Here is a 25,932-nt window from a genome sequence, read left to right as displayed (position 1 = left end):
TGGCCTTTCATCATTGTAAACTCGCCTTTCTTTTGAACAGGTGATTGAAAAAAAACCGTAGGAAGCTCCTACGGCTTTGCTTATTTATTCAGAAAAGACAAACAGAACAGGCAATCGCCTTCCGTTCGTAAATGTCCATAATACACGTTGCAAATATGGAATCCCTCATGATACAGACGTGCGAGATTGTCATACCCTTCCCCGACAATATCAATCGCTTCCGGCGGCTCCTTGCCTTCTGGCAAGGTGGATTCACCTTGGTCTGGAGATAACGGAAGGCGCCCTTCGGTGGACTCCCGTTTTAAAATCTTGCGTAATTGCTCATTCTCCAGTCGAAGCTGCTGATTCTCTTCCACTAGCTTTTTCACCTCGAGCATCAGCTTGCTCAATTCGCCGTGAACGGTTCCCATTTGTGCGTCCAGCGCCTGCATATGCGTAAAAATATCTTTATTCTCCAAGTTCCCACCCCAGAGTCATCTCTAAAGTTCTATCATGAAAACTCATTACTTAACGACAACATCATCTAAAGGAAGTTCCTTGACCTTACCTATTTCAAATAATTGCACATGAACCGAACGCGAGCCCGCATTCAGCCCCACGACTTTCCCTTCACCGAGCGAAGTAACGACCATCTTGCCTACCGACGGCAGCTCTTCCTTCACACTCTCGTAGTTATCATGCTCAAATTTCAAGCAGCACATCAGTCTTCCGCAAAGCCCGGAAATCTTTGTCGGGTTCAGCGACAAGCTCTGATCCTTAGCCATCTTGATCGATACGGGCTCAAAGTCGCCCAGCCAGGACGAACAGCATAGGATGCGTCCACATGGACCGATCCCGCCGAGCATCTTGGCTTCATCTCGAACTCCGATTTGGCGAAGCTCGATCCGCGTACGAAAGATACTGGCCAAATCCTTAACGAGTTCACGGAAATCGACCCGGCCTTCAGCCGTGAAATAAAAAATGATTTTGTTGCGATCAAATGTAAACTCGACATCGACCAGCTTCATTTTGAGATCATGATCTTTGATTTTATTTAAACAAGTGGCAAAAGCGTTCTTTGCCGCAAGCTTGTTCTCTTCCACAACACGGGCGTCAGCATCGTCTGCAATCCGAATGACCTTCTTCAGCGGAAGAACGACATCCGTTTCTCCAACCTGCTTCTTCCCGACGACAACCTTGCCGTACTCGATCCCGCGCGCCGTCTCAACGATGACGCTCTGTTCCTTCTCAACCGGAAGCTCTAGTGGATCGAAATAATATATTTTGCCCGCTTTCTTGAAACGGACACCTACTACAGTGTACAAAAACTTACCCCCTCGTCTAGCACTGGCACTAATAAATATGTGACCTTTCAAATAAATCCCTGTTATTGCATGGGAGAAAGTTTACTGCAAGTTCCGGCGTCGTCCATCAGGTCTGTATCTCTATAATTATCCTTCAACGCCAATTAAAAACTGCTCTACGCAAAGCTGGCCATTCATATTCTGTCTTAGCTTCTTCCGGCTCTCCGCCGCCAGCGCCATGGCCTGAATCCAATGCTCCTGACTTCGGCTGGAAGCATGCCGATTGATGAAATCCAGCTCATCTATGAAAACAATCCGGTCATGCCGGCGATAGAGCGCATGGAGCATGTCCTTAAACCACAAATGGAAAAGATTAAACAACATGTCCAAATGATCGCTGAGGCCAGCCTTGAAAATAGTTTGCTGCGCTGTTATTAAAGGAGTCCCGCCACGTCCTGAGGCTTCCTTCCCTAATTGTAACACTACGTTTCTAATTTCTGCAAACCAATTCTGCTGTAGAAGCTCGCGGCATGGACCCAGTCCTGCCGCCAAATGAACGGCACACCTCACCAAAGTGGGCGGAAAACCCTCGTTTGATAAAATCTGGAGCATTTGTTCCGGATCCAGCGGCGTAAATGGCACCCACTGTGCCCGGGATTGAATGGTCGGAAGCAGGGCCCGTCCGTTATCCGACAACAAAATGGCCACGGCCGGAGACGGCGGCTCCTCCAGAAACTTCAACAAGCTATTCGAAGCCTGAACGGTCATTTTCTCCGACTCGTCGATAATATAAACCTTCGGATTCCCGCCTTCCGAACGATATGAGAAAATCCGCTGTAAGTCGCGGATTTGGTCAATCTTGATGGTCGAGCCCTCAGGAGCGATATAATGGAGATCGGGATGATTGCCATGCAATACTTTACGGCATTCCAAGCATTCCCCGCAGGCATCCTCGCCGTCCTCCGTGCAGAACAGCGCCTGTACGAACGCCATTGCCATCTCCTTCTGTCCGCTTCCCGGGGGCCCGCTGAATATATAGGCATGCGATATCTGGTTTCGGCGAAGACCACTTTGCAGCAGTGCCTTAGCCGTATCCTGCCCCAAAATTTGCTCAAATGACATTGCGATTTCATTCCTTATTAAGTCGATTCACTTCTTAACTATGCTTCTTGTTAAGAAACTAAAAACAAAGATTGATCAGCATGCCTCTGATCTCGCCCATTTTTTGAAGCAGCTCAATTTTCCCCTGCTCCGTCTCCAGAAGCTCATCAGCCATCTCCAGCAAAGCTGCGTCGATTTCGTCCAGCAGCTTATAGCGCTTGCCTCGACCGCGGCGATCCCAGCCCCTGGAATCCTTCATGCCTACGCCGCGCCGTACCGTGTCTTCCATAAATCTTTTGACGAGAAGACGATATGCCTTCAGCTCGCGAATGGTCATGGACCGGGCCAGGCGGTCGCCCTGAAGCTGGATCTCCTTAAAGCGGCGATTCAATTCCTCCTGGGAGGCTCGCTCGCCCTGGTGCTGCATGACGTCGGAGAATGATTTGGATTGTACCGGTTTTGCAGTATTGTCATTGATTCCAATGCCATTGTTCAGCGGCCTGAATCCCGGACCTATCTTCATTGCATTCACAGCCTATCTTCATTTATTTCAAAATATTATCTCTATATCTTGAGCTGCCCCTAAATGCTCAGGCTCACAAAGTCAACTTTTCAGCACCGAAGCTTAACCTTCCGATGTGCGTTTTTTCAAAACGCTTTAGGTTGCATGAACCCGAAGCCCTTGCTTCCGGAGCGAGTTTTGCTTTGCAAAACTTTCAGGAGAAGCAGAGTGTAGGCAAAACCTACATGAGCATCTGAAATGTTTCCAACGGAAACATACTACGAAAGCATATGCTCTTCAAGGGTGAGTGCAAGATTCGATGTTGAATTACATCTTGAGTTACTTCGTGATCAAAAGGTGACTTTTTGAGCTACCCCTAAAAATGTTCGAAGCGGTCTACCGGCAGAACGAAGACGGTGGCCCCGCCAACCTGCACCTCAACCGGCAGCGGCAAATACGAATCGGTCGTTCCGCTCATCGGCGTCACTGGCGTGACAAGCTGTTCACGGACTTTGCAGCTGCTGCGGATGACATTCAAAACGGATTCAACCTGATTGTCATCTACCCCGATCATAAACGTCGTATTCCCTGCCCGCAAAAATCCGCCGGTACTTGCTAGCTTCGTCGCCCGATAATTTTCCTTCACGAGCGCACTGGATAGACGATTGCTGTCTTTATCTTGGATAATGGCAATGATCAGTTTCATTGCAGCCCCTCCTCGTATTTTAGAATATCGCAAGATTGGTTCGCATCCGGCTTACGAAACCGAATACATTTATATTTGACAATCATACTGCAAATTCCTTTAATGCTGCAAAAAGATAGCTCTTCATTTCCTCGCTGACCTCCTGCAGCGTTCTGGAGGCATCGATCGTGATGATCCGCTGCGGATACATCTGTGCGGCTATGCGGTAGCCCTCCCTCACTTTATGATGGAATTCCAGGCTCTCCAAATCCAACCTGTTAACCTCGCGCCCTTCACCTGCAGCGATTCTTGCCAATCCTTCTTCCGGCTGGATATCCATGTAGAATGTCAGATCGGGAAAACGGCCGCCGGTCGCAAAGCTGTTGATCGCCAACACCTCATCAATGCCAAGGCCTCTGGCATAGCCTTGATAAGCCAGACTGCTGTCGATGAAGCGGTCGCATAGCACGATGGTTCCCTCATCGAGTGCAGGCTCCACCTTCTCCGCCAAATGCTGCCGCCGGGCCGCCGCATAGAGCAGTGCTTCGGTTCGTGCATCCATGGCCGTATGCTCCGGCGCTAAGATAACCTCGCGAATTTTCTCAGCAATCACAATTCCGCCTGGCTCCCTCGTTGTTAGGCATGGAATGCCTTGCTCCTTAAGCAGCGAGCTGAGCAGCTGCAGCATCGTCGTTTTGCCTGAGCCTTCCCCGCCCTCCAGCGTAATAAACAATCCTTTACTTTTCATCGGTATTCCCGCCTTCTGTTTGCTCTTTATGGAGATGTTTATAAACCAAAATCGTATTCAGCTGAGAATCCGCAGCTCCCTGACATTTAGCCCCGGATTGCCGCAGCCCTTGTAAGCGCCGCAGCGCTTTCTCCGAAATGGTCTCTCCCGGATAGAACAGAGGAATGCCCGGCGGATAAGGAATGATCATTTCCGCTGCGATTCGGCCCAGACTATTCTCTACTACTACGGCTTCGATTTCTTCCTGGGATCGCGGCTGTATCGTAAATGGCACTGGATTGGACACTCTGTCTCCCAGGTCGTTCGCAATGTTCCACGTGGAAACAGGGGCCAAGGTAAAAGACTCCTCTCCCGCCATACTCTGCAGCGCATGGTATAAGCGTTCAGTATCCTCTCTTGTTGTCCCCAGACTCAGCGCCAGAACCACATATCGTTCATCACTCATTTCCGGTATGCAGTTCGCCGCCTCTAGCTTCGCCTGCAGTTCGTAACCGCTCCAGAAGCCGGCTGCATCATAAAGTATAAGTTTGAACGGATCTTGTGTAGTATATGCAGCATCTTCTCCGCTGGCGCCCGTCTGTACGATGCCAAAGCGAGGCAGTTCAGATTGGATCGCCTGGCGCAGCCAGTCCGCCGCTGATAGGCCTTCGCTAAATGCGGCATGCCCCTGCTGCTCCAGCAGATGGCGGCTCAGATCAAGTGATGCCATGATCGGATACGAAGGGCTGGAGCTCTGCACCATAGCAAGCCGCTGACGCAGCAGGCCGCGATCAAGCAGGCGGCCCTGCACGTGCAGCATCGCGCCCATCGTGAGGGCGGCGAGCATCTTGTGCGTCGACTGCACGACGCCATCGGCGCCCTGGGCTAACGCGGACACCGGCAAGGCCGGGTGCAGCCCATAGTGGGCGCCGTGTGCCTCGTCGACGAGCAGCGGCACGCCGTGAGCGTGGCAGAGCTCCGCCAGCTCTGCCAGCGATGTGCCCATCCCGTAGTAGTTCGGGTGCGTGACGAGCAGCCCCTTCGCGCCGGGATACCGGCGCAGGGCCTCACGCACCGTCTCTACGGACGGGATGGTGGCGAGCCCGCTTGCGCCGTGCAGCTGCGGCGCTAGGAACACCGCTTGTGCTTGCGCTAGCATCAATCCGTGAATGACGGATTTATGCACATTGCGCTGCACAAGCAGCACATCGCCTGGAGCGGTGCACACGCTCAGGATGAGTGCCAGGTTGCCGGCTGTACTGCCGCCGACAAGGAAGTACGTCTCCTCGGCTCCGAACAAGGAGGCAGCCCTCTGCTGCGCCTCCTTGATTACTCCCTCAGGGTGATGAAGATCGTCCGTTCCGGTAATTTCCGTCACATCAATCTCCATGACCTGAGCCAGCTCCATCGCAGGGTTACCACTGCCGACTCTGTAGGCTTGGCCATCTTTATGGCCTGGGACATGAAAAGAAGCAAGCTTCGCCTCTTTGTACCGAAGCAGGGCCTCGTATAAGGGAGCGCCTTGCTTCAAACTGTCAGACATATATATCTGGTCCTTCCGAATGAATTGACTTTACTTACCCTTTGATAAGGCAGGGTGAAACCCGTACCTATTAACAAATCATCATACCTTCGGATTTCTTATATACAGGGTATCACTTCATTTTAACGCTTCTCTTGTGCTTAGGGCAACATACAAAAGGACCCGCCATACACTTCGGCAGGTCCTTAACTATGAATACTATGCATTCTTCTGCACCCATATCTGCTTCATTCGATGAATGAAAAAGTGATATTTCTCCTCTTGAACATCTGTGTGGACCATTTCCGCCTCACAAGCATCGCATATGAATTCCGACACAATATGAATACCTTCCGATTTATGCTCACCGCATATTATGCATGTATGATGCGCATGTTCATCCATCCGCAATCCCACCTTGATTTATTTTACTATCAGTATGACACATGTTCTATTATTTTAAACCCTTTCATAGTACACTTCTTACTATATATGTATATGCAAAGCCTGATGCAGTGGTGTTTGTACGCCACAAACATAAAATATTCTTTTTTTCTGCCGATATATTAGTAAGAGCATGCCTCTTTGAAGGTTTATCTATTTACTTTTTTCCCAAGGAGGGTTGAATATATCGATGCCCGCTGAATCCGGCACGAATGCAACGTTTTACCACTATAGACTTCTCAAAAAATTGGTCATACCCAAAACCCTGATCTATAGTCTGCTCACGCTTCCATTGATATGGCTTGCGGCAGAAATTGTCCTCTTCACTTGGACAAGCATATTTTTCTTCCTGCTGGCAATCCCAATTGCCCTTTGGATTCAATATGTAATAGCCCGATCCGTACTTGTCCTTCAACATAGCACGTACCGCAAACGCTGGCGTTTTACCCGACGTTTGCCCTGGATCGGTTATATGCCGGATCAATATGTCTCCTACTCGGTATATCGACGGGTACAAATTCATACCTCGTGGATCGGCCTAGTCATAATCGGTATTATGATTCCTTGGTCTCCGATGTCTTTTGTATTTTCTTTGTTTTTCTGGCATGCATGGAGTATAGCACCGCGGCTTTATCCCCTATTTGGCTTCAACAACCAACCTAAAGAAGGCATGATCAAATTTAACGAAGAAGACATTTCCTACTACATGCCTTAGAGCAATTCTCAGTGGTTTTACATATATACCATGCTAACCATGTTAATATCCACTCATCATTATTCTTTTTACCTCGATAAATAAAAAAACCTGTTTCCTGCATCACTGCAGGAAACAGGCCGATACGCCAACTCCTATATTCCATATGCTTCAATCCTGCCGGACTATAAAGCTGCTACTGACTGCTCTCCAGACCTTGTATTACGGTCTTCCTATCCTGCTTCGGCACCAGCACGGTAAACGAATTATCATGAATTGTTAGTTGAACGATAACTTTATCTTTCTTGTATACATGAGTCGTTCCTGAATTCTGATCCTCTTGTTCCGTCCAACCCCATTCACTAATCGCTTGCTGATACTCCGCCGGCACGCTATCGGACTCTTTAATTCCCGATAACGAATAATGGACGTAATCCATTCTGGAATTATTAAGCGCTGTTTCCGTAATACTGGCCTCCCCAGGAACAGGGAAGCTCTTCTCGACAACCGAGCCTTCAAATTTCGTCCAAGAAGGTGTGGAAGATGCACAGCCTGTAATGGTGAGCAGAATCACCCAGACTAACCCCATGAAGCATAAGGAATATCCTCTTCCTCTTAGCCGCATGTTTTTTCCTCCTTACCTGACCTAACATACTATATTACTTGGATAATATTAACATTTGTGGAACATAACAATTGCAAAAGATAGGCTAAATTTCCTAGGCGATAAACTACCATTCTCATTATAACGCCAGTCTGTACCTTGTCGGTAACAAAAAGGTTACATTAAAACGAACAATTAAATATGAAGAAGCCGGGGTTTCTCTTAATTCCTTTATGGGTACCTGCTTTTATTCATTCTTTTGGGTTGCTTTCTGGCTCTATATGGCTTGTCGCCCACCTTTTGCGGACGTGTCAATTCCCCTGTTCAGGCATCTGTCTTTTGTGAGGGAGCGAATTGGAGGCTAAATGCAATTTATACAGTTAGTTAGCCCCTTTTTCCAGAAAAATTCCTACTAATTGCAAATCCTACAGTTAGTTAGCCATAATTCATTTCAATCCTCGTCATAGTCTCCAACTAGATGTATGTTATCCAGTTAATTATCTCTGATTCGCCTAAATTGAGTGAACTAACTGTATGAAATACATGTAGATACGTAGAGGTTAGTATTAGTACCCACCTTCCCCCAAAGGGAGAAACTTTCATGGAGCCGCTGGGGCTACTGTAGCAATCCAGTTCATGCCCAAAAAACTAATGACTCTTCTCATTATCGAACTTGTCATCTAGTCACATTTCAGCCCACAGTTCGACTCTTTTTATACTAAGAGATACGTTGTTTTCGGCGTACTTCTCTAACAAGACAGCCTTAAAACACCTAAAAGAAAAAATAAAAACCACCACCGGATGATCGGCAGTGGTTCTTCGCTTGGCGACGTCCTACTCTCCCAGGACCCTGCGGTCCAAGTACCATCGGCGCTGGAGGGCTTAACGGTCGTGTTCGAGATGGGTACGTGTGGAACCCCTCCGCCATTGCCACCAAACATATTCAGATGAATTGATCACCTGAAAACTGGATACGAAACTTTATTTGCGTGTTAGCCCCAATGTTGGGGTATTTTGGATAAGCCCTCGACCGATTAGTACCTGTCAGCTCCATACATTGCTGCACTTCCACCTCAGGCCTATCAACCTCGTCGTCTTCAAGGGGTCTTACTAATTGGGAAATCTCATCTTGAGGAGGGCTTCACGCTTAGATGCTTTCAGCGTTTATCCCATCCGCACGTAGCTACCCAGCTATGCTCCTGGCGGAACAACTGGTGCACCAGCGGTGCGTCCATCCCGGTCCTCTCGTACTAAGGACAGCTCCTCTCAAATTTCCTACGCCCACGACAGATAGGGACCGAACTGTCTCACGACGTTCTGAACCCAGCTCGCGTACCGCTTTAATGGGCGAACAGCCCAACCCTTGGGACCTACTTCAGCCCCAGGATGCGATGAGCCGACATCGAGGTGCCAAACCTCCCCGTCGATGTGGACTCTTGGGGGAGATAAGCCTGTTATCCCCAGGGTAGCTTTTATCCGTTGAGCGATGGCCCTTCCATGCGGTACCACCGGATCACTAAGCCCGACTTTCGTCCCTGCTCGACTTGTCAGTCTCGCAGTCAAGCTCCCTTTTGCCTTTGCACTCTGCGAATGATTTCCAACCATTCTGAGGGAACCTTGGGGCGCCTCCGTTACTCTTTAGGAGGCGACCGCCCCAGTCAAACTACCCACCTGACACTGTCCCCGAACCGGATCACGGTCCTAGGTTAGAACTTCGATACGATCAGGGTGGTATCCCAACGATGCCTCCACCGAAGCTGGCGCTCCGGATTCCTAGGCTCCCACCTATCCTGTACAAATCGCATCAAAGTTCAATATCAAGCTGTAGTAAAGCTCCATGGGGTCTTTCCGTCTTGTCGCGGGTAACCTGCATCTTCACAGGTATTAAAATTTCACCGGATCTCTCGTTGAGACAGCGCCCAAGTCGTTACGCCATTCGTGCGGGTCAGAATTTACCTGACAAGGAATTTCGCTACCTTAGGACCGTTATAGTTACGGCCGCCGTTTACTGGGGCTTCGGTTCACAGCTTCGGGATTGCTCCCTAACCGCTCCCCTTAACCTTCCAGCACCGGGCAGGCGTCAGCCCGTATACTTCGCCTTACGGCTTCGCACAGACCTGTGTTTTTGCTAAACAGTCGCTTGGGCCTTTTCACTGCGGCCCCCTCGTGCTATTCACACTACCGGGGCACCCCTTCTCCCAAAGTTACGGGGTCATTTTGCCGAGTTCCTTAACGAGAGTTCTTCCGCGCGCCTTAGAATTCTCTTCTCGCCTACCTGTGTCGGTTTGCGGTACGGGCACCTTCTCCTGGCTAGAGGCTTTTCTTGGCAGTGTGAGATCATGACCTTCGGTACTGTAAATTTTCCCTCCCCATCACAGCCCAGCCTTACGATGTGCGGATTTGCCTACACATCAGCCTCACTGCTTGGACGAGCATCCATCAGCTCGCGTCACTACCCTACTGCGTCACCCCATCGCTCATAGCGGATTACGGTGGTACAGGAATTTCAACCTGTTGTCCTTCGACTACGCCTTTCGGCCTCGCCTTAGGTCCCGACTTACCCTGAGCGGACGAACCTTCCTCAGGAAACCTTGGGCTTTCGGCGGATCAGATTCTCACTGATCTTTTCGTTACTCATACCGGCATTCTCACTTGTATGCAGTCCACCAGTCCTTCCGGTCCAACTTCAATCCGCATACAACGCTCCCCTACCCCTGATGCAATGCATCAAGCCATAGCTTCGGTGGTGTGTTTAGCCCCGTTACATTTTCGGCGCAGAGTCACTCGACCAGTGAGCTATTACGCACTCTTTAAATGGTGGCTGCTTCTAAGCCAACATCCTGGTTGTCTGTGCAACTCCACATCCTTTCCCACTTAACACACACTTGGGGACCTTAGCTGATGGTCTGGGCTGTTTCCCTCTTGACAATGGATCTTAGCACTCACTGTCTGACTCCCGGTTATAAGTCCATGGCATTCGGAGTTTGACTGAGCTTGGTAACCCTTGGCGGGCCCCGCACCCAATCAGTGCTCTACCTCCACGACTCTATTCACCGAGGCTAGCCCTAAAGCTATTTCGGGGAGAACCAGCTATCTCCGAGTTCGATTGGAATTTCTCCGCTACCCCCACCTCATCCCCGCATTTTTCAACATACGTGGGTTCGGGCCTCCAGTGCGTGTTACCGCACCTTCACCCTGGACAGGGGTAGATCACCCGGTTTCGGGTCTACGTCCACGTACTAAGTCGCCCTATTCAGACTCGCTTTCGCTGCGGCTTCGGCTCTTCACCTTAACCTTGCACGGGAACGTAACTCGCCGGTTCATTCTACAAAAGGCACGCCATCACCCATCAATAGGGCTCTGACTTCTTGTAAGCACACGGTTTCAGGTTCTTTTTCACTCCCCTTCCGGGGTGCTTTTCACCTTTCCCTCACGGTACTGCTTCACTATCGGTCGCTAGGGAGTATTTAGCCTTACCAGATGGTCCTGGCAGATTCATACGGGGTTTCACGTGCCCCGCACTACTCGGGATCCGTCTCGGAGGGAACAGACTTTCGATTACAGGGCTTTTACCTTCTATGGCCGGCCTTTCCAGACCTGTTCGTCTAACCTCTTCCTTTGTAACTCCATGTGAGACGTCCCACAACCCCAGAGAGCAAGCTCTCTGGTTTAGGCTAATCCGCGTTCGCTCGCCGCTACTGACGGAATCACTTTTGTTTTCTCTTCCTCAGGGTACTTAGATGTTTCAGTTCCCCTGGTATGCCTCTTCACACCCTATGTATTCAGATGTGAGTGACTGCGTATTACCACAGCCGGGTTTCCCCATTCGGACACCCCCGGATCAAAGCTTGCTTACAGCTCCCCGAGGCAGTTTCGTTGTTCGCCACGTCCTTCTTCGGCTCCTAGCGCCTAGGCATCCTCCGTGTGCTCTTAGTAGCTTAACCATATCGCTCTCATTTCGGGCTATTAGCTCTGTTGTCCGTCACTTTCCTGATCGAATAAATTCAACCAAGGTGGAAAGTAACTCCCAAAGGATCGCCTATCCCAAAACGTTCGCTAGCTACTTTTAATTAAACTTGTTTTGACACAAGTTCAGCTAAAAGGAATTTTCTAAAACGCAAATTTCGTTTCGTATATCCAGTTTTCAAGGATCAAGTTTCTTTCGCCATTGAGTGGCAGAAGAATATCTTATCATCTTTCAGCTTACCGTTTCAACGGTAAGTGTTGGAAGATAAGTTTGAGAGTTGAACTCTCAAAACTGACCAACGAGTGAGCGATGTGTTCACTTTGCATTCGCAAAGTGTATCCGGCAGCTTGCGCTGACCGTGATTTGTACCGCTTCGCTACGGAAGCGAGGTACTCCATAGAAAGGAGGTGATCCAGCCGCACCTTCCGATACGGCTACCTTGTTACGACTTCACCCCAATCATCTACCCCACCTTCGGCGGCTGGCCCCTTGCGGTTACCTCACCGACTTCGGGTGTTGTAAACTCTCGTGGTGTGACGGGCGGTGTGTACAAGACCCGGGAACGTATTCACCGCGGCATGCTGATCCGCGATTACTAGCAATTCCGACTTCATGCAGGCGAGTTGCAGCCTGCAATCCGAACTGAGACCAGCTTTGATAGGATTCGCTCCACCTCGCGGCTTCGCTTCCCGTTGTACTGGCCATTGTAGTACGTGTGTAGCCCAGGTCATAAGGGGCATGATGATTTGACGTCATCCCCACCTTCCTCCGGTTTGTCACCGGCAGTCGATCTAGAGTGCCCACCTTCATGTGCTGGCAACTAAACCTAAGGGTTGCGCTCGTTGCGGGACTTAACCCAACATCTCACGACACGAGCTGACGACAACCATGCACCACCTGTCTCCTCTGTCCCGAAGGAAAGGCCTATCTCTAGACCGGTCAGAGGGATGTCAAGACCTGGTAAGGTTCTTCGCGTTGCTTCGAATTAAACCACATACTCCACTGCTTGTGCGGGTCCCCGTCAATTCCTTTGAGTTTCAGTCTTGCGACCGTACTCCCCAGGCGGAATGCTTAATGTGTTAACTTCGGCACCAAGGGTATCGAAACCCCTAACACCTAGCATTCATCGTTTACGGCGTGGACTACCAGGGTATCTAATCCTGTTTGCTACCCACGCTTTCGCGCCTCAGCGTCAGTTACAGCCCAGAGAGTCGCCTTCGCCACTGGTGTTCCTCCACATCTCTACGCATTTCACCGCTACACGTGGAATTCCACTCTCCTCTTCTGCACTCAAGTCACCCAGTTTCCAGTGCGACTCGGAGTTGAGCCCCGAGTTTATACACCAGACTTAAATGACCGCCTGCGCGCGCTTTACGCCCAATAATTCCGGACAACGCTTGCCCCCTACGTATTACCGCGGCTGCTGGCACGTAGTTAGCCGGGGCTTTCTTCTCAGGTACCGTCACTCTCAGAGCAGTTACTCTCCAAGACGTTCTTCCCTGGCAACAGAGCTTTACGATCCGAAAACCTTCATCACTCACGCGGCGTTGCTCCGTCAGACTTTCGTCCATTGCGGAAGATTCCCTACTGCTGCCTCCCGTAGGAGTCTGGGCCGTGTCTCAGTCCCAGTGTGGCCGTTCACCCTCTCAGGCCGGCTACGCATCGTCGCCTTGGTAGGCCTTTACCCCACCAACTAGCTAATGCGCCGTAGGCCCATCTGTAAGTGACAGATTGCTCCGTCTTTCAGCATCCCGCCATGCGGCGAAATGATTTATCCGGTATTAGCTACCGTTTCCGGCAGTTATCCCAGTCTTACAGGCAGGTTGCCTACGTATTACTCACCCGTCCGCCGCTAAGTTATTTCGGAAGCAAGCTTCCAAAATAACTCCGCTCGACTTGCATGTATTAGGCACGCCGCCAGCGTTCGTCCTGAGCCAGGATCAAACTCTCCAATAAAGGTGAAAGAAAGTTTTACCGAAGGTAAAATCTCTTTCAGCTAAGGTGTTTGACTTGCTCATTTTGAATCTGACGAGATCAGATTTGCATCTGACTCTATTATTTAGATTTCACTTCCGTGAAACCCGCTCACTCGTTGTTCAGTTTTCAAAGATCAACTTTGTTCTCACTCGCTACCGTTGTTTCAGCGGCAACTCTTATAATATAACACTTGCTGCGGATAATTGCAAGAGTTTTTTTAAAACTTTTTTAAAATTCTGAAATCTCAACTCTCTCTACCATCGCTGCAGCAAGTATTACTATATCCTATTTTCTATCCTAAAAGCAAGCCTAGGAAAGAACTTCCTCAATATGCAAACTGGTGTCCTGCATCAAATTATAAATTTCACCGTTAACCGATACCATCGGCCGGGTAGGATGATTGCGGTCGGAGAATACAATCTCACCCGTTTTACCGTTGCTAAGGAGCACTTTCATGCCATTATGGAACTGCGTAACCTTTTCGACGAAGGTCTGTACGATACTCGGATCCAGCTTGCCAAATGCTTCGGACTTTAGCTGCTCCAGAACCAAGTATGGGGATTGCGCTTTACGGTACCTCCGGTTAAGGGTCATTGCATGGAATATATCAGCTACCGCTACAATCCTTGCATAAATATGTATTTTGTCTCCCATCAAATGAAACGGATATCCGGAACCGTCCATTTTCTCATGATGCTGCAGCGCCGTGAGACGAACCCCTTCATTGATGGCTGACGTTTTTCGAAGTTGTTGATATCCGTACGTCGTATGCATGCGCATTTCTTCGGCTTCGCTCTCCGTAAGGGAATTCGGGTTATACAGAATGAGTGGATCAATCTTCGTGTTCCCGATGTCATGCAACAGACCGGCAAAGGCGACCTGCATCCAATCCTTTTGCGGCAAGCCGTGCCACTGGGCAAGTAAATAAGACGTCATTGCGGAAAGAATGGCATTATGGTACAGGTAATCATATTCATTCATATTACGCGGCGTAAACGTCAATACTTTATAATACTTCAATTGACTGAGCAAAGCCTCCAACTGACGTCGCAGCTCATAGATGGGAAGCTCGGCAGCCAATACGGACTGGAAAGCACTTTTCGTTAAGTGCAGCATCCGGTCATACTCTTGATGAAGCATGCTGATTGTATGTTCATTTTCTGACTCTGCAAGAGCCGAGGGGGCCTTTTCGGCCTTTGCTCTCTCCTGAGTGGGTTTAGCCGTATTAGCCTCACTCGAGTTCGAGGATTTAAAAGGCTCCTCGATTTCTACCGCCGAAATCAGGAATGCGCGTAAAATATCCAAATCCCTCGGCAACAGCACCTTCCCCTTTTGCAGTAATAATCCGCCTAAGGGACTGTATACGTTGTTTACGATTTTTAACCCGGGCTTCAGTTCTGTCACAGGGATCTTATTCATTCCACACTCTCTCCTCAACTCTCTATTTAGGATATACTCCCTATATATTTAGTAGTAATTACCAGCAAAATAGTACTATTGTCATTATTATAGTATGGCTGGATTGCCCCAACAATCTCCTTTTCATAAAAGATATCTTAATAGGTTATTTATTTAAATTTTATGCGTAACAAAACATGGTTTTCCGCGTCTATTTACCAAAAGGAGGGGATTGTGTTGGTTAAAAGATGGGGCATATCGGTATTTTTGATTTTGATCGTTGTTACCATGACGGGCTGTATGAAAAGTGCGGACAGCCTGAATAGCGAATCGCAACCCTGGGAGGAGAGCCCGCTCTTTCAATCGAATGGCTACTCTATGATTGGAGAAGAAGGCCGAATTGGATTTCTATTTGACGATTCAGATGTTATGAGATTCAAACCTAATAAGGTCCAAAAATATATGTGGCATTTATGGGGCGATGAACAGGAACTGAACGGAAAATTCAAGGTGGTTGCAAGCCCTGAAAACGGCGGTGAACCCGTAACGGTGTTAGAGGATCTTTCTCTGGGCTCTGCTAACAATGGAGCAGATCGTCATATTCCATCGCAAATGTCATTGCCTGCGAAGGGGATGTGGAAGATGGACGCTTATGTTGGAGATTCTCTATTTGGAACGATATTTGTGCAAGTACATGAGAGTTAAATTGTTTTATTGTTTTAAATACAAATAAGCGGCCCCCCGTCGGGGTACCGCTTATTATAATTATGCTGCGAGAAGCAGCCTGTTTATTCTTCGGATGAATCCATGTCACCATTTGGATCTGCCTCGTCTACTTCATCTACCCCGCCATGATCTTCGGCGTTTGCCGTTTCTGGGCTTAATACACTTTCGAGGCTATCCTCATCATTCTCATGACTGTCCTGCTCTTCGCTCTTGTCTGAGCGGCAGACGGTAGCAACAGCATCGTCCTCGCGAATATTGATCAGCTTCACGCCCTGCGTATTACGTCCCATGGTCGAAATGCCTTCCATGCTCGTACGAATGAGCGTACCGCTGCTGGTAATAATCATTAAGTCTTCATCATTCTTAACAACCTTCAGGCCGACGACTGGACCGTTCTTCTCCGTAACGTTAATCGTCTTGATTCCCTTACCGCCACGGCTCTGAACCCGATATTCGGAGACAGGGGTGCGCTTACCGTAACCTTTGGTCGTTACGATCAGGATATCCTGATCAGGGACGATAACATCCATACCGATTAGTGTATCCCCCTCATCAAGCGTGATGCCTTTCACCCCGGTAGCTGCTCTGCCCATAGAGCGGACATCGCTTTCCGGGAAACGAATGGACATCCCTTGGGCCGTCCCCATAATCATTTCTTGCTCGCCATCGGTAAGTCTTACGTCGATCAGCGTATCGTCTTCCCGCAGGTTCACGGCGATCAGTCCGCCTCTGCGGATGTTGACATAGTCCTCCAGCGGCGTCTTCTTGACGATCCCTTGGCGTGTCGCGAAGAATAGGTACTTCTCCTCGTCGAACTTCTCTACCGGAATAACTGCGTTAACCGTCTCCCCTTGTTCAATCTGGATTAGGTTAATGATCGGCGTCCCGCGCGCTGTCCGGCCGAGCTCTGGAATTTCGTAGGCCTTCAGGCGATACGCTTTGCCTCGATCCGTAAAGAACATCAAGTAATGATGCGTATTCGTTACGAACAGATGCTCCACGAAGTCATTATCCTTCGTATCCATGCCCACGACACCCCGTCCGCCGCGCTTCTGACTGCGATAAGTGGTCAATGGCAGACGTTTGATATAGCCGGTGTGTGTAATCGTAATGACGACATCTTCCTGCGGAATCAAGTCCTCATCTAGAATGCTCTCTGCACCGACCGTGATTTCCGTACGGCGCGGATCGGCAAAGCGTTCGCGAATCTCTTGAAGCTCATCGCTGATAATTTGCAGAACGAGGGATTCGTTCGCAAGAATCTCGCGATACTCGGCGATTTTCTGCAGAAGCTCATTATATTCTTCCTCGATCTTCTCGCGCTCCAAGCCAGTCAGGCGTTGCAGACGCATATCGAGAATCGCTTGGGCTTGCTCCTGGCTGAGCCCGAACCGCTCCATTAACCCTGTACGGGCAATTTCCGTCGTACGCGATCCGCGAATCAGGGCAATGACCTCATCCAGGTTATCAAGTGCAACTCGCAATCCTTCCAGAATATGAGCACGCGCTTCCGCTTTCTTCAGCTCGAATTCCGTCCGGCGGCGAATAACATCTACTTGATGCTGCAAATAATGATGAAGAACTTCCTTAAGGGTCAGAATCTTCGGCTCATTGTTTACAATCGCAAGCATATTAATGCCAAAAGTACTCTGCAAGGACGTATGCTTATATAAATTGTTCAGCACGACATTCGGATTGACGTCACGGCGCAGCTCAATGACTACGCGCATCCCGTTACGGTCGGATTCGTCCCGCAAATCGGTAATTCCGTCGATCTTCTTCTCGCGAACGAGTTCAGCGATCTTCTCAACGAGTCTGGCCTTATTCACTTGGTAAGGAAGCTCGTCCACAATAATGCGTGCTTTATTGTTATTCTCTTCGATCGTCGTTCTGGCTCGCATGGTCACGGAACCGCGACCAGTGGTGTATGCCTGGCGAATGCCTGAACGCCCCATAATATAACCGGCAGTTGGGAAATCTGGGCCTTGGATGTAATCCATCAGCTCTAGCGAGTCGATATCCGGATTCTTGATCATCGCCTGAACTCCGTCGATGACCTCGCCTAGATTGTGCGGCGGAATATTCGTCGCCATACCAACCGCAATACCGGATACCCCGTTAACGAGCAGGTTCGGATACCGTGCCGGAAGCACGACCGGTTCATGCTCTTCACCATCATAGTTTGGCATGAAATCGATCGTTTCTTTATTGATATCGCGCAGCATCTCCATCGCAATCTTGGATAAGCGCGCTTCGGTATATCGCATTGCCGCAGCAAAGTCACCGTCTATAGAACCGAAGTTGCCGTGACCTTCTACAAGCATGTAACGCATAGAGAAATCCTGGGCCATCCGGACCATCGTTTCATATACTGCCGAATCCCCGTGCGGATGATATTTACCAATAACTTCGCCGACGATTCTCGCCGACTTCTTATACGGCTTATCGGGATACATCCCAAGCTCGGACATCGCATATAGAATACGACGATGCACCGGCTTTAAGCCATCCCTAACATCTGGCAGAGCACGGCTGACAATAATGCTCATCGCATAATCCATAAAGGATTCGCGCATTTCCACATTAATGTCCCGATCTATGATTTGCGAAAATTTTTCTTCCGCCATGCTGGACCTCCTTCAAATTCTATCCAAATGCCTATGTTCGGGAAAACCTTGAAAAAACCGGTAAGCCACTAGTACCTATTATATTACTTTCACATTTTAAGCACAATTAAACGTATTTGTTTTCCCGGTAATCTACCCGTTATGACTGAAAAATAGTGATGTGTCCACTCCCATTGCTGCTTTCGTTCATATACTACGGATATAGGCATTTTCTTTACACGCCAATGAACTAACAAGATTCCTACATCACATAATTATATCATTTTTTATCTCTTCTGTCCTATGTTTTCATCCATGAAGAAAATGTACAACAAACCTTTCAAGAAAGGAAGGAAGATGAATTGGCGATTCAGCGAGTTGCAAGCAAATGGGAAAAGACCAAAGCATTGAACAAAAAAGATCATATTCTGCCCTATATTCCGGAGACACGTAAATACTCCCTTGCCCACCTGCAAGACATGCTAGGCGCCTATAATATGGTGTACATCAAACCGGATTGCGGAACTTACGGCATTGGCGTTATGTGTGTAGAAAAATGGAAAGATGATGCTGACGAGAACGCTGCCCTGTCGTACAAACTGAAGTTTGAGACCCAAACCGAAACTTATCCAAGTATAGAAGCCCTTCATCAAGCCATCAAAAAGAAAATCGGTCAAAAAACATATTTGCTCCAAAAAGGAATTTCGCTATTAACCCATAGGCGCCGAAAATTTGATATCCGCGCCCTTGTGCAAAAAACGCCCCAGAAGACATGGGAGACTACAGCATTCATTGGTCGCATCGCCGCCCCCAATAAAATTGTTACCAATCATCATAGCGGAGGAACGGTTCTGCCGATCGAGGATTTGCTGGGTCCTTATTTGACGCCTGCACAGTTCAACAACCTATACAAGGAAATGAAAGCTCTCGGAGTTAGCGCAGCATCGCAGCTATCGCGCAAATATCCCCGCATTAAGGAGATTGGCCTTGACCTTGCCATCGATGAGAATTTCCGGGTGTGGATACTGGAGGTCAATACGAAGCCTGCACTATTTCCCTTCAAATGGCTGCAGGATAAAGGGATTTACAAAAAGGTTCGGCGATATGCAGTAGCCTACGGAAGGCTTAAATCCGCAAAGTAAGGCATGGCAGAGCGGCTAATAATCACGACCACCTATCCACCTAAAAAAGGTGCTGTCCATGACAAGACAGCACCTTGTATTCTGCTTATATATCCAGATTCGTCACGTACTTAGCGTGCTCATTAATGAAATCACGGCGAGGTTCAACGTTATCGCCCATCAGCGTATCGAAGATCGCATCGGCCTGAATCGCGTCGGAAATGGATACCTGCTGCATCGTACGGCTCTCGGGATCCATCGTTGTCTCCCAGAGCTGCTCAGCATTCATCTCGCCTAGTCCCTTATAGCGCTGCACGTTGACTTTGGCATTCTCACCGAACTCAGCAATGATTTCATCGCGCTCCTGTTCCGAGCCGGCATAGCGTATTGTTTTGTTCCGCTCAATCTTGAAGAGCGGTGGCTGTGCGATATAAATATAGCCAGCCTCAATCAGCTTTCGCATGTAACGGAAGAAGAAGGTTAAGAGCAAGGTACGGATATGCGCACCGTCAACATCCGCATCCGTCATGATGATCACCTTGTGATAACGAGCCTTGGCAAGATCGAACTCTTCGCCGATCCCCGTCCCTAGCGCCGTAACAATCGCCCGAATTTCCGCATTACCGAGAATACGGTCCAAACGGGCCTTCTCTACGTTAAGAATTTTACCTCTCAGCGGCAGAATCGCTTGGAAATGCCGATCCCGTCCCTGCTTGGCTGATCCGCCGGCGGAGTCCCCTTCGACGATGTACAGTTCGCTGATCGAAGCATCCTTAGAGGAGCAGTCTGCTAGTTTGCCTGGAAGTGCGCTTACTTCCAGCGCGCTCTTCCGGCGCGTCAGCTCACGGGCCTTCCGTGCCGCCTCGCGAGCTCTTGAAGCCTGCAGCGCTTTCTCTAGAACCCGGCGTGAGACGGCTGGATTCTCTTCCATGAACTCCTGCAGCTTTTCAGCAAATAACGATTCAACGATTCCCCGGACTTCGCTGTTCCCAAGCTTCGTCTTCGTTTGGCCTTCGAACTGAGGCTCAGGGATTTTGACAGAAATAATCGCCGTCAGACCCTCGCGCACATCGTCGCCGGTCAGGTTGGAGTCGTTATCCTTGATCATATTGTTCTTACGGGCATAATCATTAATGATCCGGGTCAATGCGCTCTTAAAACCGGATTCATGCGTCCCGCCTTCATGCGTATTGATGTTGTTCGCGAAGGAGTGAATATTCTCCGTATAGCTGTCATTGTATTGCAGCGCTACCTCCACCACGATCATATCGCGCTGCCCTTCGACATAAATCGGCTCTTCGTGAAGAACTTCCCTGTTCTGGTTCAAATATTTCACGTATTCGATAATTCCGCCCTCATAGTGGAACCGTTCGGATTGTCCCGTTCGCTCGTCCGTCAAAGACAAATTGATGCCTTTGTTCAAGAAGGCCAGCTCGCGAATACGGGTCAGCAAAATATTATAGTCATATACCGTCGTCTCCGTGAAAACCTCCGGATCAGGATAAAATGTCGTCTTCGTTCCGGTATGCTCGCCTGCTTCACCGATGATGCGAAGATCAAACTGCGGCACGCCGCGATGATATTCCTGCATGTATACATGGCCGTCCCGCCGTACCTGGACGATTAGCTTCGAAGAAAGGGCGTTAACAACGGATACGCCGACGCCGTGCAGACCGCCGGACACTTTATAGCCGCCGCCGCCGAACTTTCCGCCGGCATGCAGGACAGTCATGACAACCTCAAGCGTAGAGCGCTTCATTTTCGGATGCTCCCCGACAGGGATGCCGCGTCCATTGTCCGATACGGTAATGCTGTTATCGGGATGAATCGTTACGTCGATCGTATCTGCATAACCGGCAAGCGCTTCGTCAATACTATTGTCCACGACTTCCCACACCAAATGGTGCAGTCCACGGGAGCTGGTTGAACCAATGTACATACCGGGCCGCTTACGAACGGCCTCCAGGCCTTCGAGCACCTGTATCTGACTCTCGTCATACGATTGTTCGTTCATCGACATGCCTTCATTCACCTACTTCTATAGATTCAAATCCCCGCAAAGCGGGGCAGTTAAATAGCAAAAGATATATTGGCCTTCTTCTTCAGCGTCGCGGAAGAAATTGGCGAATAATAGACCGTAGATTTCGTCACTACGATCGACTTGGCTTCTTCCTCTCCGATGCGCTGCACATTCTTCTCCTTGATCGCGTGGCTAACGAACTGCTTGGAAATCTTCGAGGATTTCTCAATGGAAATATCGAAGATGGCCACCAGCTCTGAAGAGAGAATTACTTTCTCACCACCTAAGTGAATGTACATCTCTTTCCCCCGCCCATTATGAATTGACTTGTCCTTCCTGCACATGAAAAATGCTGGCGTCCTGCAGCCGGCCCGCATTGATGCTCTCAATGCCCGTTGCCGTGATGAACGTCTGCACTTTACTCTGAAAAGTCTCGATCAATTGAGTTTGCCTATATGGATCAAGTTCAGACAACACATCATCGAGCAGAAGGATCGGATACTCCCCAATCTCTTCATGGATCAACTCGATTTCTGCTAACTTTAGCGACAATGCCGTCGTTCTTTGCTGTCCCTGGGAGCCGTATACCTGGGCTTCATTCCCGTTGATATGAAATGCCAAATCATCGCGGTGCGGCCCGGAAAGCGTCATGCCACGGCGTATTTCCTGATCTTTCATTTGTGATAACTTTATCATAAATTGCTCCATTAGGACAGCTTCATCTTCTTCCTCGGCCTCTCCGAAGGAAGGCAAATAGGATAATTCCAGCTTTTCGAGGCCTCCTGTGATGCCTTCATGAATCTGCTCCGCCCATTTTTGCAGCTTTCTTATAAATTGTTTCCTTCTTTTGATAATTTTAACACCATGCTCCGCAAGCTGTTCATTCCAAATCTCCAGCATCGTCAGCATTTCGGGCCCGGCTCCATAAGCCTGTTTAAGCAAATTGTTTCTCTGCATCAGCACCTTCTGGTATTGCTGAAGATGGAACAGATAGCTTGGCTGAACCTGGCCGATTTCCATATCAAGGAACCGTCGGCGAATTCCTGGCGTTCCCTTGACGATCTCCAAGTCCTCCGGAGCGAACATGACGACGTTCAAGGCGCCGATGAAATCGCTGAGCTTGCGCTGCTCCAGACTGTTTAGCCTGGCCCTTTTTCCCTGCTGGGATAAGCGGAGCTCCAGGTTCAGCGTGCCGTATTTCTTCTCCACCTCTGCGGCGATGACCGCATGGTCGCTGCCGAAGGCGATCAGCTCTTTATCCTTCGAGGTACGGTGCGATTTGGTCAACGCCAGCACGAAAAGAGATTCCAGCAGATTGGTCTTCCCCTGCGCATTTCGGCCGATTAGCAAATTGACATTACCAAAGCCGTTCAGTTCAAGCGCTGTATAGTTCCGGTAATTCTCCAACCGTAGATGATTCACGTACATGCGGTCTTAAGCCCCCTTCCTTCCCGCTGCACCATATGAACGAATATGGCATGCAGTCAAGGGACTTTATTGCTTGGCCACCTGAAACACGCCGCATCCTTCCACATCCACCGTATCCCCGGGATACAGCTTGCGGCCCCGCCGATCCTCCGGTTCGCCGTTCACCTTGACAGCTGCCTCCTGCAGCAGTGCTTTGGCCATGCCTCCCGTAGGTACGCAATCCGCCAGTTTCAGAAACTGATCGAGCTTAATGTATTCGGTCGATATTCCGACTGTCTTCATGTCTAGGTTCTTCCTTTCTCTTAATCGTGCTTGGCGTCAAGACCTTGAAGCCCGCCCTGATCAGCCATTAATTCGTCGTGCGGTAAGGAAGGATCAGGTACAAGCTTTGGCTGTCGTCCAAAGGCTTGATAATTATTGGGCTCATGGCGCCCGTAAAGCCGATATGCAGCTGCTGGCTCTCTACCACTTTCAGCACGTCGAGCATATATTTTGAGTTAAAAGAAATCCGCAGCGGGTCCCCTTCAAATTTAGCGACATCCAGCTGTTCCGTAACCTTCCCGAGCTCGGAGGAGCTGGAGGAGATTTCGATCGTTCCGTCATCCATCGTTTGCAGGCGAACAATATTCGTCTTCTCCTCACGGGATAGCAAATAGGCGCGGTCGATAGAATCGCTCAATTTCTTCGTATCGAGAACGAGTTCTGTTTTATAAGTTGTCGGAATAATCTTGGAAGTATCCGGATATGTCCCATCCAAAATACGGGTATAAAACAATATACGGTCGATTTTAAACAGCACTTGATTATCTGCGACGACAATTTCGATTATCGTGTTCTGATCGGGGATAATTTTGCTCAGCTCATTCAGCGTTTTACCCGAGATGACGATGTTGCTGAACCGGATATTATCAGCATCAGCTAACACTGCTGTACGGCTGGCGAGCCGATGACGGTCGGTAGCGACGAATTTAAAATGGCTGTCACTTAAGTTCCAGAGTATACCGGTCAAGATCGGCGATGTTTCGTTCGTTGAAATTGAAAAAGCCGTTTGCTTGATCATGTTCTTGAGCAGGTCGCCCGGAATCATGATGACTTGATCCTCTTCGATGCTTGGCAGCACAGGGAATTCCTCAGGATCTAATCCGACCATTTGGATATCTGTGGAGCCTGAACGGATAAGGGTCTGAAAGCCCTCTTTGACCTCCATTTCAATTTCTTGGGAAGGAAGCTTCTTAATGATCTCTACGAAAAACTTAGCCGGCAAAACGACACTGCCCGGACGTTCGATCTGAACGATTTGCTTATCGTGATCTTCGGCTGGAATGAAGGCTTGAATCGAAATATCAGTATCGCTCGCAGTTAGCGTCATGCCTTGAAAATTTACCTCTAACTTGATGCCTGTCAATATGGGAATCGTTGTCCGGCTGGAAATCGCCTTGGAAACGTGTTGAATGGATTCGTTTAATTCATGTTTAAGAATACGGATTTTCATAATTTCAACTCCTAACAAAATTTTATGTAGCCATTCATGTCATAAAAGTTGTCCCCAATGCATACATTTCAATATCGGCAAAAAGGGTGAGATTTTGCGGTGCCTTGGTTGACGATGAAGTTTTGGCTCTGTTTCGCTTGCGGCTTTAAGCCGCTTATTTATGATGATATATCTTTATAAAATAATAGAAGAAGTAGTAGGGGCACTGAATATGTGGATAACACCCTTACTTATATGAAATGAAGCCTATCCACATGTGCATAGAATGTGCATAGGCTTAAAGCTTATTCAGGATAAATTTTTAATTTTTTCGATCAGGTTGTTCACGATTTTGTATAATTCCTGGTCGGTCTTCAGGGCTTGGGAGATTTTGTCATGCGCATGGATGACGGTTGTATGGTCTCGGCCGCCAAAGGCGTCGCCGATTTTCGGCAATGAGAAGTCGGTAAGCTCCCGCGATAGATACATGGCGATTTGCCTCGGAAAGGCGATCGCTTTGGTTCGTTTACGCGCTTTGAAATCTTCGATTTTCAAATTATAGTATTCGCCGACTTTTTGCTGAATGTCTTGAATGGTGATCATTTTGGGACGACTGGATGGGATGATGTCTTTCAATGCTTCAGCGGCCAGATGGGTGGTCACGTCCTGGTTAATCAGGGAAGAGTAGGCAACAACCCGTATTAAAGCTCCTTCAAGCTCCCTAATGTTCGTGTCGATTTGATTGGCGATGTACATCATCGCTTCATTCGGAATGTCTAAATTCTCCGCTTTCGCCTTCTTGCGCAAAATCGCAATCCGCGTCTCCAGATCCGGCGGTTGAATATCGGTGATCAATCCCCATTCGAACCGTGATCTTAACCGTTCCTCCAACGTAGGAATTTCCTTTGGCGGCCGGTCACTGGAAATGATAATCTGCTTGCGTTCTTCATGCAGGGCGTTGAAGGTATGGAAAAATTCCTCCTGTGTAGACTCCTTGCCCGCCAAAAATTGAATATCGTCAATGAGCAGAATGTCGATATTCCGGTATTTATTGCGGAAACTCTCGGCTCTGTTGTCCCGAATCGAGTTGATGAATTCATTCGTAAATTTCTCCGAGGAGATATAAACCACTTTGCTGCTGGGACTATGCTCCAAAATATAGTGGCCGATGGCATGCATCAAATGGGTCTTGCCGAGACCAACGCCGCCGTATAGGAAAAGCGGGTTATAAGCACGCGCAGGCGCTTCCGCAACGGCAAGGGAGGCGGCATGAGCGAAACGGTTGCCCGATCCAATTACGAAGGTGTCAAACGTGTATTTCGGATTAAGCATATGGGAAATGGGCTCTTCCATTGCGATCGGCGCCGGCGTCTCCTTCTGCTTCTGGGTCTGCTCTGCAGGGGCCGATTCCTCAATCACAAAGGAGACATCGACCTGCCTGTCGAGATATTCATATACAGTTGTCGCAACCAGCTTGGTATACCGGCTTTCCAGCCACTCTACGGCAAATGTCGTCGGGGCGGATATAACGATCGAGTCGTCGGTGAGAGACACCACCTTCGTTGCTTTGAACCAGGTGTCGAAGCTGGGTTTGCTTAGCTTGGAATTAATAATAGATAAGATATGCTGCCATATTTCGGAGGTATGGCTGTCCAC

General features: G+C 48.9%; 20 protein-coding genes and 3 rRNA genes. 3 read left to right on the top strand and 20 right to left on the bottom strand.

Translation table 11 applies throughout. From position 1 onward, the window contains the following. Nucleotides 1–80: 80 nt before the first annotated feature. The 8 genes from MKX50_RS00115 to MKX50_RS00080 form a co-directional block, all read right to left on the bottom strand. On the bottom strand, nucleotides 81–458 hold the full coding sequence (locus MKX50_RS00115) for a DNA replication initiation control protein YabA (RefSeq protein ID WP_155613575.1): 378 nt from the start codon (nucleotides 456–458) through the stop codon (nucleotides 81–83). Nucleotides 459–503: 45 nt separating this feature from the next. Next, nucleotides 504–1,304, bottom strand: coding sequence for a stage 0 sporulation family protein (locus MKX50_RS00110; RefSeq protein ID WP_155613576.1), 801 nt, complete (start codon nucleotides 1,302–1,304; stop codon nucleotides 504–506). A gap of 126 nt (nucleotides 1,305–1,430) precedes the next feature. After that, the gene (holB, locus tag MKX50_RS00105; RefSeq protein ID WP_283926425.1) at nucleotides 1,431–2,405 is read right to left on the bottom strand and encodes a DNA polymerase III subunit delta'; all 975 of its coding nucleotides are present in this window, start codon (nucleotides 2,403–2,405) and stop codon (nucleotides 1,431–1,433) included. A 58-nt stretch (nucleotides 2,406–2,463) separates the two neighbouring features. After that, complete coding sequence (locus tag MKX50_RS00100) at nucleotides 2,464–2,907, bottom strand: YaaR family protein (protein ID WP_213595329.1); 444 nt, start codon at nucleotides 2,905–2,907, stop codon at nucleotides 2,464–2,466. Nucleotides 2,908–3,262: 355 nt separating this feature from the next. Further along, nucleotides 3,263–3,592, bottom strand: a complete 330-nt coding sequence (locus tag MKX50_RS00095; protein WP_019640047.1) for a cyclic-di-AMP receptor — start codon at nucleotides 3,590–3,592, stop codon at nucleotides 3,263–3,265. Nucleotides 3,593–3,674: 82 nt separating this feature from the next. Next, the gene (gene tmk / locus MKX50_RS00090; RefSeq protein WP_339158094.1) at nucleotides 3,675–4,319 is read right to left on the bottom strand and encodes a dTMP kinase; all 645 of its coding nucleotides are present in this window, start codon (nucleotides 4,317–4,319) and stop codon (nucleotides 3,675–3,677) included. Further along, nucleotides 4,309–5,841: an aminotransferase class I/II-fold pyridoxal phosphate-dependent enzyme gene (locus MKX50_RS00085; protein ID WP_213595326.1), complete on the bottom strand. Its 1,533-nt coding sequence runs from the start codon at nucleotides 5,839–5,841 to the stop codon at nucleotides 4,309–4,311. Before MKX50_RS00085 ends, tmk begins: the two co-directional genes overlap by 11 nt. 198 nt (nucleotides 5,842–6,039) lie before the next feature. Further along, nucleotides 6,040–6,225 (bottom strand): sigma factor G inhibitor Gin, encoded by a 186-nt coding sequence (locus MKX50_RS00080; protein ID WP_155613580.1) that lies wholly within the window; start codon nucleotides 6,223–6,225, stop codon nucleotides 6,040–6,042. A gap of 229 nt (nucleotides 6,226–6,454) precedes the next feature. On the opposite strand from MKX50_RS00080, the gene MKX50_RS00075 reads away from it, so the two are divergent. Beyond that, nucleotides 6,455–6,979, top strand: coding sequence for a hypothetical protein (locus MKX50_RS00075; protein ID WP_213595324.1), 525 nt, complete (start codon nucleotides 6,455–6,457; stop codon nucleotides 6,977–6,979). A 175-nt stretch (nucleotides 6,980–7,154) separates the two neighbouring features. Here MKX50_RS00075 and MKX50_RS00070 read toward each other — a convergent pair whose 3' ends face one another. From MKX50_RS00070 to MKX50_RS00050, 5 genes are all read right to left on the bottom strand, one after another. Then, a complete protein-coding gene (locus tag MKX50_RS00070) occupies nucleotides 7,155–7,547 on the bottom strand; it encodes a hypothetical protein (RefSeq protein ID WP_213595407.1) in 393 nt (130 codons plus the stop codon). A gap of 836 nt (nucleotides 7,548–8,383) precedes the next feature. After that, nucleotides 8,384–8,500, bottom strand: a 5S ribosomal RNA gene (gene rrf, locus MKX50_RS00065). Between the two features lie 76 nt (nucleotides 8,501–8,576). Then, nucleotides 8,577–11,506, bottom strand: a 23S ribosomal RNA gene (locus tag MKX50_RS00060). A 423-nt stretch (nucleotides 11,507–11,929) separates the two neighbouring features. After that, nucleotides 11,930–13,485: ribosomal RNA gene (locus MKX50_RS00055) — 16S ribosomal RNA — on the bottom strand. Together the 16S, 23S and 5S rRNA genes form the textbook arrangement of a ribosomal RNA operon. 330 nt (nucleotides 13,486–13,815) lie before the next feature. Beyond that, nucleotides 13,816–14,925 (bottom strand): HD-GYP domain-containing protein, encoded by a 1,110-nt coding sequence (locus MKX50_RS00050; protein WP_339158093.1) that lies wholly within the window; start codon nucleotides 14,923–14,925, stop codon nucleotides 13,816–13,818. A 213-nt stretch (nucleotides 14,926–15,138) separates the two neighbouring features. Here MKX50_RS00050 and MKX50_RS00045 point away from each other — a divergent pair, with 213 nt between their 5' ends. Then, nucleotides 15,139–15,609 (top strand): DUF4871 domain-containing protein, encoded by a 471-nt coding sequence (locus MKX50_RS00045; RefSeq protein WP_244996473.1) that lies wholly within the window; start codon nucleotides 15,139–15,141, stop codon nucleotides 15,607–15,609. Between the two features lie 83 nt (nucleotides 15,610–15,692). On the opposite strand, the gene gyrA is transcribed toward MKX50_RS00045, so the two are convergent. Then, nucleotides 15,693–18,257: a DNA gyrase subunit A gene (gene gyrA / locus MKX50_RS00040; protein ID WP_213591813.1), complete on the bottom strand. Its 2,565-nt coding sequence runs from the start codon at nucleotides 18,255–18,257 to the stop codon at nucleotides 15,693–15,695. 341 nt (nucleotides 18,258–18,598) lie between these two features. On the opposite strand from gyrA, the gene MKX50_RS00035 reads away from it, so the two are divergent. Beyond that, nucleotides 18,599–19,378, top strand: a complete 780-nt coding sequence (locus MKX50_RS00035) for a YheC/YheD family protein (protein ID WP_339158091.1) — start codon at nucleotides 18,599–18,601, stop codon at nucleotides 19,376–19,378. Between the two features lie 85 nt (nucleotides 19,379–19,463). On the opposite strand, the gene gyrB is transcribed toward MKX50_RS00035, so the two are convergent. From gyrB to dnaA, 6 genes are all read right to left on the bottom strand, one after another. Beyond that, nucleotides 19,464–21,377: a DNA topoisomerase (ATP-hydrolyzing) subunit B gene (gyrB, locus tag MKX50_RS00030; RefSeq protein WP_213591809.1), complete on the bottom strand. Its 1,914-nt coding sequence runs from the start codon at nucleotides 21,375–21,377 to the stop codon at nucleotides 19,464–19,466. Nucleotides 21,378–21,427: 50 nt separating this feature from the next. Continuing rightward, complete coding sequence (locus tag MKX50_RS00025) at nucleotides 21,428–21,676, bottom strand: extracellular matrix/biofilm biosynthesis regulator RemA family protein (protein ID WP_155613242.1); 249 nt, start codon at nucleotides 21,674–21,676, stop codon at nucleotides 21,428–21,430. Between the two features lie 16 nt (nucleotides 21,677–21,692). Continuing rightward, a complete protein-coding gene (recF, locus tag MKX50_RS00020) occupies nucleotides 21,693–22,805 on the bottom strand; it encodes a DNA replication/repair protein RecF (protein WP_213591807.1) in 1,113 nt (370 codons plus the stop codon). A 66-nt stretch (nucleotides 22,806–22,871) separates the two neighbouring features. Continuing rightward, entirely contained in the window at nucleotides 22,872–23,087 is a 216-nt protein-coding gene (gene yaaA, locus MKX50_RS00015; protein ID WP_155613244.1) for a S4 domain-containing protein YaaA, read from the bottom strand. A gap of 67 nt (nucleotides 23,088–23,154) precedes the next feature. Then, nucleotides 23,155–24,297 (bottom strand): DNA polymerase III subunit beta, encoded by a 1,143-nt coding sequence (gene dnaN / locus MKX50_RS00010; RefSeq protein WP_213591805.1) that lies wholly within the window; start codon nucleotides 24,295–24,297, stop codon nucleotides 23,155–23,157. 288 nt (nucleotides 24,298–24,585) lie between these two features. Beyond that, entirely contained in the window at nucleotides 24,586–25,932 is a 1,347-nt protein-coding gene (dnaA, locus tag MKX50_RS00005; protein ID WP_213591803.1) for a chromosomal replication initiator protein DnaA, read from the bottom strand.

The sequence above is a fragment of the Paenibacillus sp. FSL W8-0186 genome, assembly GCF_037969765.1.
In the GTDB taxonomy this organism is placed as follows: Bacteria; Bacillota; Bacilli; order Paenibacillales; family Paenibacillaceae; genus Fontibacillus; species Fontibacillus woosongensis.
The sequence above is the reverse complement of the archived record's forward strand: the minus strand, read 5'-3'. Positions and strand labels throughout refer to the sequence as shown.

Coding starts and splice junctions, on each gene's coding strand:
- holB (WP_283926425.1), bottom strand. CDS start 2,405: ATGTCATTTGAGCAAATTTTGGGGCAGGATACGGCTAAGGCACTGCTG.
- MKX50_RS00100 (WP_213595329.1), bottom strand. CDS start 2,907: ATGAAGATAGGTCCGGGATTCAGGCCGCTGAACAATGGCATTGGAATC.
- MKX50_RS00095 (WP_019640047.1), bottom strand. CDS start 3,592: ATGAAACTGATCATTGCCATTATCCAAGATAAAGACAGCAATCGTCTA.
- tmk (WP_339158094.1), bottom strand. CDS start 4,319: ATGAAAAGTAAAGGATTGTTTATTACGCTGGAGGGCGGGGAAGGCTCA.
- MKX50_RS00085 (WP_213595326.1), bottom strand. CDS start 5,841: ATGTCTGACAGTTTGAAGCAAGGCGCTCCCTTATACGAGGCCCTGCTT.
- MKX50_RS00080 (WP_155613580.1), bottom strand. CDS start 6,225: ATGGATGAACATGCGCATCATACATGCATAATATGCGGTGAGCATAAA.
- MKX50_RS00075 (WP_213595324.1), top strand. CDS start 6,455: ATGCCCGCTGAATCCGGCACGAATGCAACGTTTTACCACTATAGACTT.
- MKX50_RS00070 (WP_213595407.1), bottom strand. CDS start 7,547: ATGGGGTTAGTCTGGGTGATTCTGCTCACCATTACAGGCTGTGCATCT.
- MKX50_RS00050 (WP_339158093.1), bottom strand. CDS start 14,925: ATGAATAAGATCCCTGTGACAGAACTGAAGCCCGGGTTAAAAATCGTA.
- gyrA (WP_213591813.1), bottom strand. CDS start 18,257: ATGGCGGAAGAAAAATTTTCGCAAATCATAGATCGGGACATTAATGTG.
- gyrB (WP_213591809.1), bottom strand. CDS start 21,377: ATGTCGATGAACGAACAATCGTATGACGAGAGTCAGATACAGGTGCTC.
- MKX50_RS00025 (WP_155613242.1), bottom strand. CDS start 21,676: ATGTACATTCACTTAGGTGGTGAGAAAGTAATTCTCTCTTCAGAGCTG.
- recF (WP_213591807.1), bottom strand. CDS start 22,805: ATGTACGTGAATCATCTACGGTTGGAGAATTACCGGAACTATACAGCG.
- yaaA (WP_155613244.1), bottom strand. CDS start 23,087: ATGAAGACAGTCGGAATATCGACCGAATACATTAAGCTCGATCAGTTT.
- dnaN (WP_213591805.1), bottom strand. CDS start 24,297: ATGAAAATCCGTATTCTTAAACATGAATTAAACGAATCCATTCAACAC.